This is a genomic window from Olsenella sp. An285 (genome assembly GCF_002159625.1).
Lineage (GTDB): Bacteria > Actinomycetota > Coriobacteriia > Coriobacteriales > Atopobiaceae > Thermophilibacter > Thermophilibacter avicola.
In genome coordinates this window covers 99,790-117,380 of the sequence record NZ_NFIZ01000005.1, presented here as the reverse complement: position 1 = coordinate 117,380, position 17,591 = coordinate 99,790, and the positions used below count along the sequence as shown (strand labels likewise).

12 protein-coding genes are annotated in these 17,591 nt (G+C 67.6%); 8 read left to right on the top strand and 4 right to left on the bottom strand.

Translation table 11 applies throughout. From position 1 onward, the window contains the following. Positions 1 to 55 precede the first annotated feature (55 nt). On the top strand, positions 56 to 2,647 hold the full coding sequence (locus tag B5F79_RS04910; protein WP_087218208.1) for a DEAD/DEAH box helicase: 2,592 nt from the start codon (positions 56 to 58) through the stop codon (positions 2,645 to 2,647). A 147-nt stretch (positions 2,648 to 2,794) separates the two neighbouring features. Here the strand turns inward: B5F79_RS04910 and B5F79_RS04905 are convergent, their stop codons facing one another. Continuing rightward, positions 2,795 to 3,796: a DUF362 domain-containing protein gene (locus B5F79_RS04905; protein ID WP_087218206.1), complete on the bottom strand. Its 1,002-nt coding sequence runs from the start codon at positions 3,794 to 3,796 to the stop codon at positions 2,795 to 2,797. A 179-nt stretch (positions 3,797 to 3,975) separates the two neighbouring features. Between B5F79_RS04905 and B5F79_RS04900 the strand changes: the two genes are divergently transcribed. The 3 genes from B5F79_RS04900 to B5F79_RS04890 all read left to right on the top strand — a co-directional run bounded on the left by B5F79_RS04900 (position 3,976) and on the right by B5F79_RS04890 (position 8,323). Next, positions 3,976 to 4,614 (top strand): RpiB/LacA/LacB family sugar-phosphate isomerase, encoded by a 639-nt coding sequence (locus B5F79_RS04900; RefSeq protein ID WP_087218203.1) that lies wholly within the window; start codon positions 3,976 to 3,978, stop codon positions 4,612 to 4,614. 248 nt (positions 4,615 to 4,862) lie between these two features. Next, complete coding sequence (locus tag B5F79_RS04895) at positions 4,863 to 6,989, top strand: HelD family protein (protein ID WP_087218200.1); 2,127 nt, start codon at positions 4,863 to 4,865, stop codon at positions 6,987 to 6,989. 83 nt (positions 6,990 to 7,072) lie between these two features. Beyond that, positions 7,073 to 8,323: an AlbA family DNA-binding domain-containing protein gene (locus B5F79_RS04890; RefSeq protein ID WP_087218196.1), complete on the top strand. Its 1,251-nt coding sequence runs from the start codon at positions 7,073 to 7,075 to the stop codon at positions 8,321 to 8,323. A gap of 43 nt (positions 8,324 to 8,366) precedes the next feature. On the opposite strand, the gene B5F79_RS04885 is transcribed toward B5F79_RS04890, so the two are convergent. Beyond that, positions 8,367 to 9,176, bottom strand: coding sequence for a fructosamine kinase family protein (locus tag B5F79_RS04885; RefSeq protein WP_087218192.1), 810 nt, complete (start codon positions 9,174 to 9,176; stop codon positions 8,367 to 8,369). A 329-nt stretch (positions 9,177 to 9,505) separates the two neighbouring features. Between B5F79_RS04885 and yihA the strand changes: the two genes are divergently transcribed. Beyond that, positions 9,506 to 10,093: a ribosome biogenesis GTP-binding protein YihA/YsxC gene (yihA, locus tag B5F79_RS04880; RefSeq protein ID WP_087218189.1), complete on the top strand. Its 588-nt coding sequence runs from the start codon at positions 9,506 to 9,508 to the stop codon at positions 10,091 to 10,093. A 19-nt stretch (positions 10,094 to 10,112) separates the two neighbouring features. On the opposite strand, the gene B5F79_RS04875 is transcribed toward yihA, so the two are convergent. Continuing rightward, positions 10,113 to 10,685 (bottom strand): manganese efflux pump MntP, encoded by a 573-nt coding sequence (locus B5F79_RS04875; protein ID WP_087218186.1) that lies wholly within the window; start codon positions 10,683 to 10,685, stop codon positions 10,113 to 10,115. A gap of 321 nt (positions 10,686 to 11,006) precedes the next feature. Here B5F79_RS04875 and B5F79_RS04870 point away from each other — a divergent pair, with 321 nt between their 5' ends. The 3 genes from B5F79_RS04870 to B5F79_RS04860 all read left to right on the top strand — a co-directional run bounded on the left by B5F79_RS04870 (position 11,007) and on the right by B5F79_RS04860 (position 13,380). Then, a complete protein-coding gene (locus B5F79_RS04870; protein ID WP_087218183.1) occupies positions 11,007 to 11,867 on the top strand; it encodes a transporter substrate-binding domain-containing protein in 861 nt (286 codons plus the stop codon). A gap of 75 nt (positions 11,868 to 11,942) precedes the next feature. After that, positions 11,943 to 12,596 carry an amino acid ABC transporter permease gene (locus B5F79_RS04865; RefSeq protein WP_241147253.1) on the top strand — a complete coding sequence of 218 codons (654 nt, stop codon included), beginning with the start codon at positions 11,943 to 11,945 and terminating at the stop codon, positions 12,594 to 12,596. After that, entirely contained in the window at positions 12,589 to 13,380 is a 792-nt protein-coding gene (locus B5F79_RS04860; RefSeq protein ID WP_087218179.1) for an amino acid ABC transporter ATP-binding protein, read from the top strand. The genes B5F79_RS04865 and B5F79_RS04860 overlap by 8 nt, the downstream gene beginning before the upstream one ends. Before the next feature lie 98 nt (positions 13,381 to 13,478). Here B5F79_RS04860 and B5F79_RS04855 read toward each other — a convergent pair whose 3' ends face one another. Beyond that, on the bottom strand, positions 13,479 to 17,591 hold the full coding sequence (locus tag B5F79_RS04855) for an FtsX-like permease family protein (protein ID WP_087218176.1): 4,113 nt from the start codon (positions 17,589 to 17,591) through the stop codon (positions 13,479 to 13,481).

Genomic DNA, 17,591 nt, shown 5'->3' with positions numbered 1-17,591 from the left:
AGTATACCCCCGGCTCCGCGCTAGAATGGGTGGTCCACCATCTGATAGGAGACGCATGGCAGACGCACCCGAGACGCAGACGCTCGACGAGGGCCCCAACGGAGAGGGCTCGCTGGGCAGGCTCATCCCCTGGCCCGACGACGAGACCTATCCCAACATCGGCGCGGAGGAGGCGCTCGACCTCTTCCTCGGCTGGGTGGACTCGCGCGGCATCGAGCTCTGGCCGCACCAGGAGGAGGCCCTGCTCTCCCTGGCGGCGGGCGACCACCTCATCCTGGGCACCCCCACGGGCTCGGGAAAGTCCATGGTGGCGCTGGGCATGTGCTTCATGAGCGTCTGCACGGACCGGCGCGCCTACTACACCGCGCCCATCAAGGCCCTGGTGAGCGAGAAGTTCTTTGACCTCGTGAGCCTCTTTGGCCGCGAGAACGTGGGCATGATCACGGGCGACGCCGCCATCAACGCGGACGCCCCCATCATCTGCTGCACCGCGGAGATCTTGGCGAACCAGGCGCTGCGCGAGGGCGAGAAGTGCGACGTGGGCTGCGTCGCCATGGACGAGTTCCACTTCTACGCGGACCCGGACCGCGGCTGGGCCTGGCAGGTCCCGCTGCTCACCCTTCCCCACGTGCAGTTCCTCCTCATGAGCGCCACGCTGGGGGACACCTCGACCATCGCGGAGTCGCTCACGGAGCACACGGGCGGGCGCACGGTCGACGTCATCGCGGACGCCCCGCGCCCCGTGCCGCTCTCGTACGAGTTCGTGGACACGGCGCTGGAGGGCACGGTGGAGCTGGCCCTGCGCGCGGGAGAGGCGCCGCTCTACATCGTCCACTTTGCGCAGGACGCCGCGCTCGCGAGCGCGCAGTCCCTGGCCAGCTACGGCGTCTCCACCAAGGAGCAGCGCGAGGCCATCAAGGAGGCGATGAAGGGCACTCGGTTCACCACCACCTTTGGCAAGACCCTCCAGCGCCTCCTGGGCTGCGGCGTGGGCGTGCACCACGCGGGCATGCTGCCGCGCTACCGCCTTCTGGTGGAGAAGCTCGCCCAGCAGGGCCTGCTGCCGGTAATCTGCGGCACGGACACCCTGGGCGTGGGCATCAACGTGCCCATCCACACCGTGGTGCTCACCGCGCTCTCCAAGTTCGACGGCCGGCGCATGCGTCACCTCAACGCGCGCGAGTTCCACCAGATCGTGGGCCGCGCCGGGCGCGCCGGCTTTGACACCGAGGGCCACGTCATCGCCGAGGCCACCGAGTACGACATCGAGAACGCCCGCGCGCTCGCCAAGGCCGGCGGCGACCCCAAGAAGGCGCGCAAGATCAAGACCAAGAAGCCGCCCGAGGGCTTCGTGGGATGGAACAAGCAGACGTTCGAGCGCCTCATCGCCGCCGTGCCCGAGCCGCTGCGCCCGCGCATGAAGGTCACGCACTCGATGGTGCTCGCCGAGGTCGAGCAGGGCGGCGACGCCTGGGCCCGCGTGCACGCGCTCGTCGAGGAGTCCGCCCAGCCGGCGGAGGAGAAGGTCGCGCTTGCCACCCGCGCGGACGAGATCTTTGCCACGCTGCTCGACGCCGGCGTGGTCACGCGCGAGGAGCTGCCAGACGGGGGCTCGGACTGGCACACCACCGTGGACCTGCCGGACGACTTCGCCCTGGACCAGCCCCTCTCGCCGTTCCTGCTGGCCGCGCTGGAGCTCCTGGACCCCGAGTCCGAGACCTATGCGCTCGACGTCATCTCCATGGCGGAGGCCACGCTCGAGGACCCGTGGCAGATCCTGCGCGCCCAGCAGCGCGTGGCGCGCGACCGCGCGATGTCCGAGATGAAGGCCGAGGGCATCGAGTACGACGAGCGCATGGAGCGCCTCCAGGAGGTCACGTGGCCCAAGCCGCTCGAGGAGCTGCTGGATGCCGCGTTTGCCGAGTACTGCGAGAAGGTGCCCTGGGCGCGCGACTTTGCGCTCAGCCCCAAGTCCATCCTGCGCGACATGGTGGAGACCGCGAGCGACTTCAAGGAGTACGTGGGACGCTACAACATCGCGCGCTCCGAGGGGCTCCTCCTGCGCTACCTCTCCGAGGCGTTCCGCGCGCTCGACCGCACCGTCCCGCTGGACAAGCGCGACGAGCGCCTGCGCGACATCATCGCGTGGCTGGGCCTGGTGGTGCGCACGGTGGACTCCTCGCTCGTGGACGAGTGGGCGGCCGCCGGGGAGGGCTCCTCGGAGGGGCTCGACGCCGCACCGCCCGCCGCGGACGAGGTCGTGCGCGACCGGCGCGGCCTCACGCTGCTCGTGCGCAACGCCCTCTTCGCCCGCGTGCGGCTCGCCGCCTTCGGGCGCGTGGACGAGCTCGGCAAGCTCGACGCCGAGTGGGGCTGGCGCGCGCCCGTGTGGCAGCGCGCGCTCGACCGCTTCTACGAGGAGCACGAGGAGATCGTCCTGGACGGGGACGCCCGCAGCGCCGCGTACTACACCATCGACGAGAAGGACGAGCGCTCGGGCCACGTCTGGCACGTGCACCAGGTCTTCCGCGACTCCGACGACGACCGCGACTTCGGCATCTGGGGCGACGTCGACCTCGACGCCACGCAGGACGAAGGCGCCGTGGTGTTCTCGAGCTACCGCGTGGGCTTCGTGGACGACGAGTAGGCGGGCTCTGCCGGCGCACGGCGTGCCATAACGCGTTTTTTCACCACGGCCATCTACCTGCGATTTCTTGTAAATGTGCAGGTAGATGGCCGTGTTCGTGCGTTGTGAAAAAAGCCGTTATGGCAAGGCGAGAAGAACGTCCGCTCGCTACCCCTCGAAGGGCACCACGTGGGCCACCGCGTCGGCAGGCTGGATGCGCGCACCGCCGTTGTCGAGGTCCACGAGCACGTAGCGGTTGTTGCCCATGCCGAGCTCCTTCATGTAGGAGAGCTGGCGCAGGCCGTGGCGCGTCTCCATGCGCTCCACGAGGGCGTGGCGGTCCTCCTCCTGCATGGCGTAGACCATGTCGACGCAGGCCTGGTCAACCGCGAGGATGTCCGTGGAGGCGAGGATGCCCACGTTGGGCGTGACCACGGGCTCGGCCGCGGTGCCCTCGCAGTCGCAGGAGACGGACATGTTGCGCATCGCGTTCACGAAGGTGATACGATCGCCGAAGTGGTCGCACACGGCCTTGGCCGACTCCATCATGCGCTCCATGAACTCCTCGTCCGAGATGTCCCACATGTCGTCGGAGCCAGGCGTGGTGTGGATCTCCCTCTTGCCGACCTTGCCGTCCGCGCAGCCGATGCCGATGTTCTTGGCAGAGCCGCCAAAGCCGCCCTTGGTGTGGCCCTTGAAGTGCGTGAGCACGACGAGCGAGTCGTAGTTGGCCAGGTGCGAGCCCATGTGCACCGCGTCGAACCACTTGCCGCCCGCCACGGGGAAGGGCGTAGCCCCCTCCTCGTCCAGGATGTCGACGGGTGCGAAGGTCCAGCCGTTGACCTCGAGGGTCGCACGGTGCTTCTCGGTGGTGTCGCGATCTCCGGCGTAGTAGCTGTTGGTCTCCACGATGGTGGCGTCCGGGAGGTCGGTCTCCAGGAGCTCGGCCACCCACGGGCGCGGGATGATGTTGGGGCCGTGCTGCTCCCCGGTGTGCAGCTTCACGGCCACCTTGCCGCCGACGCCGCCGCTCACCTGCTCGTACGCGCGGCGCAGACCCTCCGCGGAGAGGTCGCGCGTGAAGTAGACGATCGACTCGTTGCCCGCGCGCTCCGCGTAGGGCACGTAGCGCTCGCCACCGGTTCCGGGCTGGGGGTTCTTCTCGGCCATGACGCCTCCTCTGATGAGAGCTTCCTAATGGCTCTTATTGTACTCATTAGAAACGCTTCGTCACTTGTAATTTTCGCCATCGCCGCAAAACATGTCCGCATCACGTTCAAACACATCACGTTTACGCATATAGTTACGTTTAACCAGTAGTGTTTCAGACATGCTCACAGGAGGGTCGCATGAGAATTGCCATCGTCAGCGAGGACAGCCAGTGCACCAAGAACCCCATGCTCGAGGGAGCGCTGAGAAGGGCAGTCGAGCCCCTGGGGCACACGGTGTTCAACTATGGGATGTACGGGGAGGACTCGAACCCCATCTCATACGTCCAGACCGGAATCCTCGCGTCGGTCCTTCTCAACGGCGGCGCCGCGGACTTTGTGGTCACGGGATGCGGAACGGGCGGCGGGGCAATGCTCTCGCTCAACAGCTTTCCCGGCGTCATCTGCGGATATGTGACCGATCCGCTCGACGCCTTCACCTTTGCCCAGATCAATGGGGGCAACGCGGTATCCGTGCCCCTGGCCCTCAAGTGCGGGCTGGGACAGGAGCTCGGCCTCAAGTACACCTTCGAGAAGCTCTTCTCCTCGCAGCTGGGGGGAGGATACCCCGCCGAGAGCGCGGCCTCGGAGCTGGAGGCGCGACAGACCCTCGACGTGGTTCGCGCGAACAACTTCCGCCCCTTCGCCGAGCTCCTGGAGAACCTTGACCGAGACCTGACGAGAGGGGCGCTCTCCGGAGAGCGCTTCCAGGAGCTCTTCTTCGCAAACGCGACGGATTCTGCGGTGGCCGCAAAGGTAAGGGAGATTCTGGAGCTCTAGGGTAGCAAGAAGAGCGTGCCACCGTCCTTCTCGCCAGCCCCCGTTGTTACAGCCTCGAGAGCGTAACAACGGGGGCCAACATCCAAGTTCTGGCACTTTGGGCCTCATTCTTACACTCTCGGGAGCGTAAGAACGGCAGGAACGGCAGGAAGGGCACGCCTCCGTCCTTCTCGCCCCGCCTGTACGCGGGCGCCGGGATGCCGTACCATTGATAACTCGATATTCCGCGCGGCGGCAGGAGGAGGCACATGGCCGAGAACGTCGAGGGCGTCCAGGGCGCTCACGCAGACGACCCGATCTTCCAGCAGGAGCAGGCCCACCTCACGGAGCTCTACGCCAAGCTCCTCCAGATCAGGGACGACCTCACCGAGGAGCTCGGCGCCGGCGAGGCGAGCGCCCGCCAGGACCTCATAGACATGTCCGAGGAGGTGCGCCTGGACTTTGGCGGCGCGGACGAGACCATCGAGACCCTCGCCGCGATCGAGGGCCTCAACGCCGTCATCGACGCCCACAACCAGCACCACGACTTCAACGTGGACAAGCTCCGCCGCGTGATGCTCCTGCTGCTGCAGCCCTACTTCGCCAAGGTCACGCTCGAGATGCGCCCGGGCCGGCCGCCGCGCGACGTCTACATCGGCGCCGCCGGCATGACCGACGAGCGCAGCCGTCCCCTCGTGGTGGACTGGCGATCCCCCGTGGCGGAGACCTACTACAACCAGCAGATGGGCCCCACGAGCTACGACGTCGACGGGAAGACCCGCACCGTGAACCTCCTGCTGCGCCGCCAGTTCGACATCGTGCGCGACCAGCTCAACATGTACTTCGACACCACGGTGGCCATCCAGGACTCGCTCTTGCTGGGCGCCCTCAAGAAGCACCACACGGAGAAGCTCCAGGCCATCACCGCCACCATCCAGCGCGAGCAGAACGAGGTCGTGCGCCACGAGGACGTGCCGGCGCTGCTGGTCAACGGCATCGCGGGCTCCGGCAAGACGTCGGTGCTGCTGCAGCGCATCGCGTTTCTCCTCTACCAGGAGCGCAAGACGCTCGACCCCAGCCAGGTGTGGCTCTTCACGCCCAACAGCGTCTTCGAGAACTACATCGACACGGTGCTGCCCTCCATGGGCGAGGCCAACCCCCAGACCTTCACCTGGCGCGCCTTCGTGAACGCCCAGGGCGCCGGCGAGCGGGACCTTGGCCTCGACACCCCGCCCGAGGCGCTGCGCCGCATAGACGCCGCGGCGGGAGACCTCGAGCTCGAGCCGGACGACCTGCGCGAGATTCGCCTTGACGGGGAGGTCCTGCTCAAGCTGGGCCAGGTGCAGGGCGCCGTCCAGAAGTTCTCGCAGTTCCCCGTGGGGCCGCGCTTCACGGCGCTCGTGAAGGACGAGCTCCACGACCGCCTGGAGCGCCGCTTCACGCAGATGGCCAAGGACGAGGAGCTGCAGGAGGAGATGCTCGGCATGGACGTCGAGCAGCAGGTCGAGATCTTTGGCGAGACCATCTCCCCCGAGGACGAGGCCCAGACCATCGAGTACGCGCGCAGGCTGGTGGAGTCGCGCTACTCCGCCGCGCACGACAAGATCGAGCGCCTGTCCTGGCTGCGCTTCGACCGCATTGGCATGCGCGTCCTGGGCAAGGGTGCCATCTCCGCCACCGAGTGGCTCTACCTGAGGCTCCTCTTTACCGGCACCGGCGAGAAGGACGCGCGCTTCGTCATGGTGGACGAGGTGCAGGACTACACCGAGGCCCAGCTCATGGTGCTCGCCAAGCACTTCTCGCGCGCGCACTTCCTGCTGCTGGGAGACGAGCACCAGGCCATCTTCGAGGGCACCGCGTCCTTTGGCCGCATCGCGGAGATCTTCCGCGAGACCCACGGCAGCGTGGACGAGTGCCGCCTGCTCACGAGCTACCGCTCCTCCCCGGAGATCACCGCGCTCTTCACCGGCCTTCTCGAGAAGGACGAGCAGCTGCGCCTCACCTCCGTCCAGCGCGCCGGAGTGGAGCCCGTGATTCGCACGTTCTCCGAGAAGGACGAGTACCTCGCCGCCCTGCACGCCGCGGTGGCCGAGCCGGGCGAGGGCCTCACGGCCGTCATCGCCGAGTCCGACGCCCGCGTGAGCTGGCTCTCCAAGCAGCTCGGCGACGCCGTCCTCACGGTTGGCAGCAACACGGGGCTGCCCGCGACGGGCGTGGTGCTCCTCCCCCTGCGCGTGGCCAAGGGCCTCGAGTTCGACCACGTCATCGTGCCGGACGCCCAGGCGGAGGTCTACCCGGACACGCCGCTCGCGCGCCGGCGCCTCTACACCGCGCTCTCCCGCGCGATGCACCGCGTCACCGTACTGGCCCAGGGGCCGCTCACCCCGCTGCTGTGACCCGGGTCTGTGAATTGGGGACAGTCCCCAATTCACAGAACGTGAGACAATGGGGCAACATCCAGCGCAGGCGAGGAGGTCCCATGTTCAGCCCCTTCCGCACCGAGCAGGGCACGCCCAAGACGATCGCCGAGGTCGAGTACGCCGACCTCGAGCAGCTGCGCGACCTCGAGGAGGGCTTTGCGCTGGAGCTCAAGCAGACCTTCTCGCCCAGCGTCCGCCGCAAGATCCCCAAGATCGTGGCGTCCTTTGCCAACTCGCGCGGCGGCTGGCTCGTCATCGGCGTTTCGGATGCCGAGAAGGACGTGTGCCCGGTCCCCCGCCCCTCGGCGGACGTGAGCCAGGTCATCGGCGAGCTCTGCCGACGGCACGTCTCGCCGGCCCCGCGCTTTGTCGCGCGCTTCCTGCCCGACCCCGCCAACTCCGAGCAGGGCGTCGTTCTGGTACAGGTGCTCGAGGGGGACTTTCCGCCCTACGTGGCGGACGGCATCGTGGAAATCCGCGAGGGCTCCACCTCCGGGCCCGCCGCCGGCACCGCGCTCGTGGACCTCTACGACAAGGCCACGCGGAGGCGCCTCGAGGTGCGCGCGTTCTGCGCACGCACCGTGTACTACCCCATGCCGGACGCCCGCCGCAGGGAGCTCCCCCTCTTTGACCTCTATCTCTTTAGGATGGGGCGCGCATCCGAGGAGTCCTACTCGCGCGACCGCACAAACGAGACGGCCGTCGCCATGCGCCGGGCCTTCAAGCGGCAGGGGCTCGACTGTCGCATCCAGCACGCCCATGACAGCCTGGTCTTTCGCATCCCCGCCCGCGACGAGACCGTGGTGCCGCACTCCGCGATAGAGCTCTTCCCGGACGAGTCGATAAAGCTCTCCGTGCCGGCGGTGCTCCTCGAGGGGGCGGAGCGCGAGCAGGCCCTTGCCACGATGACGAGGCGCGCGCTCTTTCCGCCGGCCGAGGGGGCGCGACTCATCGACGCCGCCGCCACGCTCAGCCGCGTGAAGCGCATGGCAACGCTGCTCGACCGCTACGTGCGCGTGCGCGAGATTCCCTGGCAGGAGTACGCCGTGGCGTACGAGCTCGAGAACATGGCGGGCGTCACCCTCTGGTCCGACGACGAGACGTACCTCGACTACGCCGAGAAGCACGGGGTGCTCTACTGCGCAACGACCGACTGCCTCTCGCGCGTTCGCTACCTGAGCGACGGGGCGCACGACACCTTCCGCGCGCGGCAGTTTGCGGGAAGCCACTTCTTCGAGGCGTGCGGCCTGCCGCTTGGCTCGCCGGACCCCGAGGACAACGCCCTCGTGGACGCCCTGCTCCGCTCCTGACGCGGTGACCCAAATGGGGGCTGACCCCATTTGGGTCACCGCGTCACGCGTAGCGGCGCGCCATCGCCAGCGTCTCGCCTATATACCATCCACCAAAGAGCACGCAGTGCAGGAGCAGCGGCGCCAGCTGGTGAAGGCCCACGCGCTCCCGCCAGCCGTCGGCGAGCGGAGAGACCTCGTCATAGCCGAGAAGGACCTCGTCGAGGAACGGGTACCCAAAGAGCGCGAGCATCGCGAGATCCGTCTCGGCGTGCCCGCCGTAGGCCATGGGGTCGATGAGGACACCGCCCGTGGGGGCGGAGCGATCCGCGTCCCACAGGACGTTGCCCGCCCAGAGGTCACCGTGCAGACGGGCGCAGGCGGCGCCCGAGTCGCGCACGAGCGTCGGCTGCGGGGCGTCGAAGTCACCGCTGGCCAGGCGCGAGGCAACGCGCTCGAGGAGCGCCTCGTCGGAGGAGTCGAAATCCCCTCGGTCAACGAGCGTCCGCACGTAGTTCATTATGCGGTGCTCGGCAAAGAACGCACCCCAGCGCGAGGACGCGTCCTCACGCGAGACGTAGGGGGTCCTGGCCCTCCCGCACCAGGGGTCTCCCGTCCAGCCGTCGGGCGGGCAGCCGTACCATGCCGCGCCCTCCGCGTGCATGTGCGCGAGCGCGGCGCCGATGCGACGCGCGGCCGCCGCAGAGGGGGCGCCCGTCGCCACGCGCTCCTCGACGAGCTCGCCCTCGTCGGCGCTCAGCACGCGCGCCACCCTGATACCGCCATGGGGCTCCGCCTCCGCCAGCCAGCGCAGCGCCGCAGCCTCGCCGGGCAGGTTGTCGCCGTATCCCGCCGTCTTCACGAACTGATCCATTGCTGCCTTCCCCCCGATTGGCCGCCCTCCAAAATGCAAATAACGCTCTCGGGTCAGTGAATACGATTCTAGAATGCAAAACGGCCTCTCGGGTCAGTGGATTATGGCCAGCGCGTCCGATTATAGTACGACTATTGATATCATTATCTGGGAAAACGCGCGTCGGCACTCTTCGGCCAGGCCGTCCCCGCCCAAAATCCACTGTCCCGAAGGGCAGAATTGCAGCCAGCCTCCTCGGCCACTGACCCGAAGGAGGTTTTTGCGAAGAATCTCGTCCGAAGCGAGTCCGCAGGTACAATGACTTACCTGTTCAGACCGAAAGGACCCACATGGCCGGCATCAACTACCAGACCGCGCGCTTCGAGGCCTCGTACGGCACCGTGGCGCAGCTTCCCGCCTCGACCACGCCCGAGGTCGCCGTTGCCGGCCGCTCCAACGTGGGCAAGTCCTCCCTGCTCAACAAGCTCTTCAACCGCAAGGGTCTGGTCAAGGTCTCGAGCACCCCGGGCAAGACCGCGAACATCAACTTCTTTGACGTCGACGGCATCCGCTTTGTCGACCTCCCCGGCTACGGCTTTGCCAAGGTCTCCCAGAAGGAGAAGCAGCGCTGGGCAGACCTTATCTCCGGCTACTTCGCGCAGGAGCGCAGCTTCAACCTCGTGATCGCGCTCGTGGACATTCGTCACGACGCCCAGAAGCTCGACCACGAGATGGTGGGGTTCCTGCAGGAGAGTGAGCTCCCCTTTGTGGTGGCGCTCACCAAGGCGGACAAACTCGGGCGCTCCAAGCAGGCCCAGCAGGCAGCCACCATCGCCAGGCAGCTCGGCATCGAACGCAATCAGATCGTCGTGACCTCCTCGGAAACCGGTCAGGGCATCGACGAGCTGCGCCGCCTCATCGCAGAGGCCTGTCTGTAAATTGGGGACTGTCCCCAATTTACAGAACGCCGAGGTGCTCCAGCAGGACCTTGAGGCCAATAAGGATGAGCACCACGCCGCCCACAATGCTCGCGGGCCTCTCGTAGCGCGCGCCGAAGAAGTGTCCCACGGCCACGCCCACGAAGGACAGGCCAAACGTGATGACGCCGATGAGCGAGACCGAGGCCACGATGTCCACCGAGAGCGCCGCGAACGAGATGCCGGCAGCCAGCGCGTCGATTGAGGTCGCCACCGCCAGCACGAGAAACTCGCGCAGGTCGATGCCGCTCGTGTCCTCGCACTCGCAGTCGTCCGCGTCCTCGTGAAACGCCTCCCAGAGCATCTTCCCGCCGATGAAGGCGAGCAGCACAAAGGCGACCCAGTGGTCGACCGGCTCGATCAGCCACATGAACTGCGTGCCCAGGGCCCAGCCGATGAGCGGCATGAGCGCCTGGAAGCCGCCGAAGAAGAGGGCGAGCACCGCCGCCGTACGCAGGTTGAGGCTGCGCATCCCCAGGCCGCGACAGATGGACACCGCAAACGCGTCCATCGAAAGTCCCACGGCAATGAGCACCAGCTCGACGATTCCCATGACGTCCCCTCTCCCGGTCCGCCCTGCGGGGCGCACCCGTCAAACAAAAAGACTCGCGACAAGGACCGCCCGGCAGGCAGGCCTTGTCGCGAGTCTCGTTGATTAAGGCGCGCCAGGCGTTGTCGCCAGCGTGTTGACGCGCCGCATGCCGCTGCCGGCATGCCACTACTCCCTCGTGTGCGCTGCATCATACCACAGCCCCTCTGTTTCGAACCTGAAAACGACCTTGCACTCCATCACGCTAAAGCGTATATTCGGGTCCTGTACTTTAGCGTAGTAAAGTCCACCGCCCAGCCACCTGGGCCGCCGAAAGGAACGCACATGAAGCGCCGCGCCACCTCGGTCCTCACCTGCCTCACCACCGCCGCGCTCGCCGCCGCCCTGCTCGTGGGCTGCGGCGGCACCCCCGCCGCCACCGACGACACCTCGGAGCCCACCGCCACCGAGGCCACCAGCGCCACGGACACCGGCACCCTCATCGTGGGCTTCGACTCCTCCTACCCTCCCTACGGCTACGTGGGCGACGACGGTGAGTACACGGGCTTCGACCTCGAGCTCGCCCAGGAGGTCGCAGACCGCAACGACTGGGAGGTCCAGCTCGAGGCCATCGACTGGGACGCCAAGGACACCCTGCTCGACAGCGGTGCCATCAACTGCATCTGGAACGGCTTCACCATGGAGGGCCGCGAGGACGACTACACCTTCTCCGAGCCCTACATGCTCAACGCCCAGGTCATCGTGGTCCGCGCCGACTCCGGCATCGCCAGCCTCGAGGACCTTGCCGGCAAGAACGTGATCACGCAGGTCGATTCCGCCGCCTACAACGTGCTCGCGGGCGATGACGCCGCGCAGGCCGACCTCGCGGCGACCTTTGCCAGCCTCGAGACCATCGGCGAGTACAACACCGCGTTCATGCAGCTCGAGTCCGGCGCCGTGGACGCCGTAGCCTGCGATCTCTCCATCGCCGCCTACCAGCTCGCGGCCAAGCCCGACGCCTACGTCCAGCTCGACGAGTCCCTCTCCGAGGAGCACTACGCCGTGGGCTTCAAGCAGGATGACGACGCCACCGCCACCACGGTCACCGAGACCCTCCAGGCCATGGACGAGGACGGCTTCGTCCAGGAGCTCTGCGACAAGTACGCCGACGACGGCATCTCCTACGAGAACTGGTGCCTCGAGTAGGCCCGTCTCATCCGTTCCTCCCAATGGGCCAAAAGGGGGCCGCCCCCTTTTGGCCCATTTCTTGAAAGGGGTCGCGTGGACACGCTCACCATGACAGGGATGCTCGCCGAGGGATTCCTCGTGAGCCTCCAGATCTTCGCCCTCACCCTCGTGGGGTCGCTGCCGCTCGGCATGCTGGTGGCCTTCGCCCGCATGAGCAGGTTCAGGCCCCTGGCCCTTCTCGCCAGGCTCTACATCTCCATCATGCGCGGCACCCCGCTCATGCTCCAGATGTTCGCGATCTACTTCGTGCCGTACTACGTCTTTGGGATTCGCCTCACCACGGACAGCAAGTGGTACGCCACGATTCTGGCCTTCATCATCAACTACGCGGCCTACTTCGCGGAGATCTACCGCTCCGGCATCCAGTCCATCCCGCGCGGCCAGCACGAGGCGGCCGAGGTCCTGGGCTACTCCAGGGCGCAGACGTTCTTCCGCATCGTGCTCCCGCAGGTGGTCAAGCGCATCATGCCCGCCATGACCAACGAGGTCATCACCCTGGTCAAGGACACCTCGCTCGCGTTCTCCATCGGCGTCATCGAGATGTTCACGGTGGCCAAGCAGCTCGTGGCGAGCCAGGTGAGCATGCTGCCGTTTGCCATCGCCGCGGCGTTCTACTGGGTGTTCAACCTGCTCGTGGACTTTGTCGCCGGGCGCATCGAGAGAAAGCTGAGCTACTACCATGACTAGCGCCGCACCTGCCGAGAAGAGCGTCGAGAAGAGCGAGGCGGCCCCCGTCGTCTCCCTCGAGCATGCGCGCAAGAGCTTCGGCGACGTGGAGGTCCTGCACGACATCTCGCTCTCCGTCTCGCCCGGCGAGGTCGTGGCCATCATCGGCCCGTCCGGCGGCGGCAAGTCCACGCTCCTACGCTGCCTCACGCTGCTCGAGCGCCTGGACGGCGGCGACCTTTCCTACGAGGACGTCTCCGTGGCCCGCGGCGGCGCCTATGGCGACAAGAACGTGCTCGCCGCCGCCCGTGCCCGCTTTGGCCTGGTCTTTCAGAACTACAACCTCTTCCCGCACTTCTCGGTGCTGCGCAACGTCATGGACGCGCCGGTGTGCGTGCAGAAGCGCGACCGCGCCGAGGCGGAGGCCGAGGCACGCGCGCTCCTGGCAAAGATGGGCCTCGCCGGCAACGAGGACAAGGTGCCCTGCCAGCTCTCCGGCGGCCAGCAGCAGCGCGCGAGCATCGCCCGGGCGCTGGCCATGCACCCCGACATCGTCTACTTCGACGAACCCACGAGCGCGCTCGACCCCGAGCTCACGGCCGAGGTCCTACGCGTCATCAAGCAGCTTGCAGCCGAGAACATGACGCTCGTCATCGTGACGCACGAGATGGGGTTCGCCCGTGAGGTCGCCGACCGCGTGATCTTCATGGACGGCGGCGTGATCGTGGAGGAGGGACCGGCCGAGCAGGTCATCGACCACCCGCGCGAGGCCCGCACGCGGGCGTTCCTCGCCCAGCGCGAGTGACCCAAAAGGGGATGACCCAAAAGGGGACAGGACGAAATTGGGATATCGCTTGATGTCCCAATTTCGTCCTGTCCCCTTTTGGGTCATCCCCTTTTGGGTCACTCCGCGGACTTGAGGGCGCCCACCATGTCGATGCGGTCGAGCGAGCGGTTGGTGATGAGGTTCACCAGCAGCGTGAACACAAAGGCCAGCACCGCGGAGATCACGTACGTGAGCGGGTCCACCACCACGTCGAAGTACAGCGACGGCATCCGCAGGATCCACGTGAGCGACCGCGCGAGGGCATAGCCCAGCGGCATGCCCATCACCACACCGATGCCCGTGAGGATGAGCGTCTCCTTGTTGATGTAGCCGTGGACCTCGGGGCGCTTGAAGCCCAGCACCTTGAGCGTCGCGAGCTCGCGCTCGCGCTCGGAGATGTTGGTGTTGGAGAGCGTGAACACCACGGTGAACGAGAGCGCCGCGGCAAGCACGATGACCACGTAGACCACGGTGTTGATGAGCGTGAAGGCACTCGAGAAGTCGCGCACGAGCTTGGCCGTGGAGACCACGGAGAGCAGGCGGTCATCCTGGGTGAGGCGCTCGGAGAGCTCGATCTGCTCCTCGCTCGTGCCGGAGAGGTGCGCGAGCACGCCGTTCATCTCGCACTTCTCGCCAAATGCGGCCGCGTAGGCGTCCGCCGTCATGAAGATGGTGTTGCTCAGGTAGTTGAGCGCGATGCCGTCCACACGCGCGACACCCTCGGCGAGCGTGCTGTCCTGGAGCGCCAGCTCGTCGCCGAGCGAGAAGCCCATGACCTGCTCAGCGTTCTTGGTGATGACCGCGCCCTCCCCCGAGAGCGAAAGCTCGTGGCCGCCCTCGTCCTCGAGCTGGGCGTAGCCCTCGAGGTCCGTCGCCTCGGGCACCACCACCAGCTGCACGGTCTCCTTGTCGTCCCCGTAGCTCACCGTGAGGCTGTCTATGTAGACGCGCACGAGGTCCTCGACCTCGGAGTCCGCAGCCAGGTCCTCCACCACGGAGTCGAGGTCGTCCGAGGAGCTCACCGCCATGAGGTCGTAGCGGGTCACGCCGGCGTCCCCGTACTGGCGCGGCGAGAGCGAGAGCACCGTGTCGCGGATGCCAAAGCCCGTGATGAGCAGCGCCACGCACCCCGCGATGCCAAAGGTCGTCATGAGGAAGCGCCGCTTGTAGCGGAAGAGGTTGCGCGCCGTGACCTTGTTGAGGAAGCTGAACCTGCTCCACACGGGGGCGATGCGCTCCAGGAGGATGCGCGAGCCCGCCTTGGGAGCCTTGGGGCGCATAAGCTCGGCCGGGGACTCCCGCAGCTCGCGCCAGCAGGTGAAGAGCGTGGCCCCCACGATGCCGGCCGCAAAGAGCGCGAAGGACAGTGCCGCGCTCCCCACGTCATAGCCGTACATGAACCCGGGCAGCGCGTACATGGTGGAGAAGATCGTGAAGATGATGGCGGGGAGCACCACGAAGCCGAGCACGTTGCCCACGATGGCACCCACGACGCACGCGGCGAGCGCGTAGAGCGCGTACTTGGAGAGGATGCGGCCGCGCGAGTACCCGAGCGCCTTGTAGACGCCAATCAGCCCACGCTCCTCCTCCACCATGCGCGTCATGGTGGTAAGGCTTATGAGCACGGCCACCACGAAGAACACGATGGGGATGACGGTGCCGATGGCCTCGATGGAGGAGGCGTCGGAGTCGACGCTCGCGTAGCTCGAGAGGCTCGAGCGGTCCTGCACGTACCACGTGGCATCCGGGATGTCCTCGATCTCCTCGCGCGCGTCGGCGATCTCCGCCAGGGCGTCGTCGCGCTCGGACTCGAAGGTCGCGCGGGCGTCGTCGAGATCGGCCTGGCCGTCCGCAATCTCGGCGAGGGCGTCGTCGAGCTGGCGCTGCGCGTCGGCCAGCTGCTCCAGGGCGTCCGCGCGCTGGCGGTCGAGCTCGGCCTGGCCGTCCTCGAGCTCGGCCCATCCCTCCGCGAGCTCGCGCTCGCTCTGCTCGAGCGTCGCCTGGGCGCTCGCGAGCTGGTCGTAGGCGTCGCGCAGCTCCTGCCAGCCCGAGTCTATGAGGGCCTGCTGCTTGGCAAACTCCGCCTCCGCCGTGGTCTTTGCCTGCTCGATGCCGGCATCGAGCTGCGCCAGGCCGTCGGTGGCCTGCGAGAGGCCCGCCGCGGCCTGAACGCGCCCGCTCGCCAGGGCGGTCGCGCTCTGGTCGCTCGAGGGGTCAGCGGTGCCCAGCGCAACGATCTGCTGGATGCCCACCTGGTAGCCCTCGAGGGCGGTCAGCTGGCTCTGGATGGCCTCGAGGCCCTGCTGCGCGGTCTCCCTGGTGGCCTCGAGCTCGTCTCGCTGGGCCGTGAGGCCGTCGAGCGTCGCCTGAAGCTCCTCGCGCTGGGCGAGAAGAGCCTCGAGCTCGGGATTCGTCCCCAGAACCACCATGCCGGGGCCCGCGTTCTCCCCGGAATCCTCGACACCAGGGTCCTCCCCGGGCTCAGCCTCGTCCTCCCCGGCACCCTCGCCCTCCCCGGGCTCGCCCGTGCCAGCCTGCTCGAGCTGGGCGATCTGCGCGTCAACGGCCTCGAGGGCCTGCTCGGTCTGGGCGATTCCCTCGTCGAGCTGGGCGAGCGCGGCGTCGATGGTCCCGATCTGCGCCGTGACCTCCTCGGCCTGCGCGGAGAGCTGGTCTGCGGTCTGGGCGAGCGTCTCGGAGACGGGCGTCAGCACCTGCGCCGCCTGCGCCATGGAGCTCGCGAACGCACCGACCGCCGCCTGCGTGGACTCCGCGTCGCTCGCGTCCGCCGCGCAGACCTGCTCCCACGAGCTGCGAATCTGCCCGGCCACCGCGGAGAGCGCCTCGCCGCCCTGGGGCAGCGCGCCGGCCATCGTCTCGAGCCCGTCCGCCATCTCCGCAACGCTTCCGTCCAGCATGGAGACGGTCTCCTCCAGGCTCCCCACCGTCGCCGCCACCTCGGCGCGCTGCGCCTCGAGGTCGGCGATGGTCGTGCCGTAGAACTCCTCCCGCGCGGCGTCGAGCTGGGACTGGCCGTCCCTCAGCTGCTGCTCGGCCCCCGGGAGGGACTCGTTGAACTCCCTGATGCCCGCCTCGAGCTCGGCGCGCCCGTCCGCGAGCTGAGCCTCGCCGTCCTCGAGCTGCGCCCGACCCTCGTCGATCTCCGCCTGAGCGTCATCGAGCTGCTGCAGGGCGTCGGCGCGCTCCTCGTCGAGCTCCGCCTGGCCATCCGCGACCTCGGCGCGCCCCTCGTCAAGCTCCGCCTGGCCGTCGGCGATCTCCTGCTCGGCGTCGGCCAGTTCCTCGAGCGCCTCGGCCTCCGCCTCGTCCACCTCCTCGGTGGCGTCCGCGCGCAGGCCCTCGCCGCGGGCGCGCTCGCGCTCGGCGCGGGCGTCCTCCACGCTCTGCTTGACCTTGTCCACGACGGACTCGTACTCCGCCGAGTAGCACAGCGGCTCGTCCGCGCCCTCAACGGTGAGGTAGACGACCGTGTAGGCCTCCGCGGTGGCGCACTCCCGCGTGACGAAGAACGAGTACTGGGAACCGCCGCTCGAGCGGAAGGACATCGTCCCCTCGCCGGCGTTGACGTCCATCGGGTCCAGCACGGAGCCCACGATCACGTACTCCCCGCGCTCGAAGACCTCGGTGGACTCGGAGTCAAGGGCGTCGAGCCCCTCGTCCTTCTCGGCATCTTGGTCCTGGGCGTCGTCGTCGGCGCCATGGAAGGTCACGGTGTCGCCGATGGAGAGGCCCGAGTCCTTGAGGTAGCGCTGCGTCACGGCTATCTCGTCTGCGCTCTGGGGCAGGCGCCCCTCCATGACCAGCGGCTCGTTCATGCCCGAGGGGGAGAGCGCCTTGACGTCGACCTTCTCGGAGACCGAGCCCACCGTGGTGTAGGCGGTCTCGACGTAGCCCCCCTCGACCTTCTCCACCCCGTTGAGGGCGGCGAGCGCGTCCACGTCCTCCTCGGTGAGACCCAGCGTGGACTGCACGCGAATGTCAAAGAGCTGCTGCTCGTCGAAGAAGGCGTCCGCCGAGTTGCGCAGGTCCACGCACGAGGCGCGCAGGCCGGTGAGCATCGTCACGCCAAGCGCCGTGATCGTGGCGAGCGCCACGAAGCGCTTGAGGCTCCCGCGCACCGTGCGCAGGATGCCCCTGGTGAAGGCGTTGTGTGACGAGGCCCCGGCCAT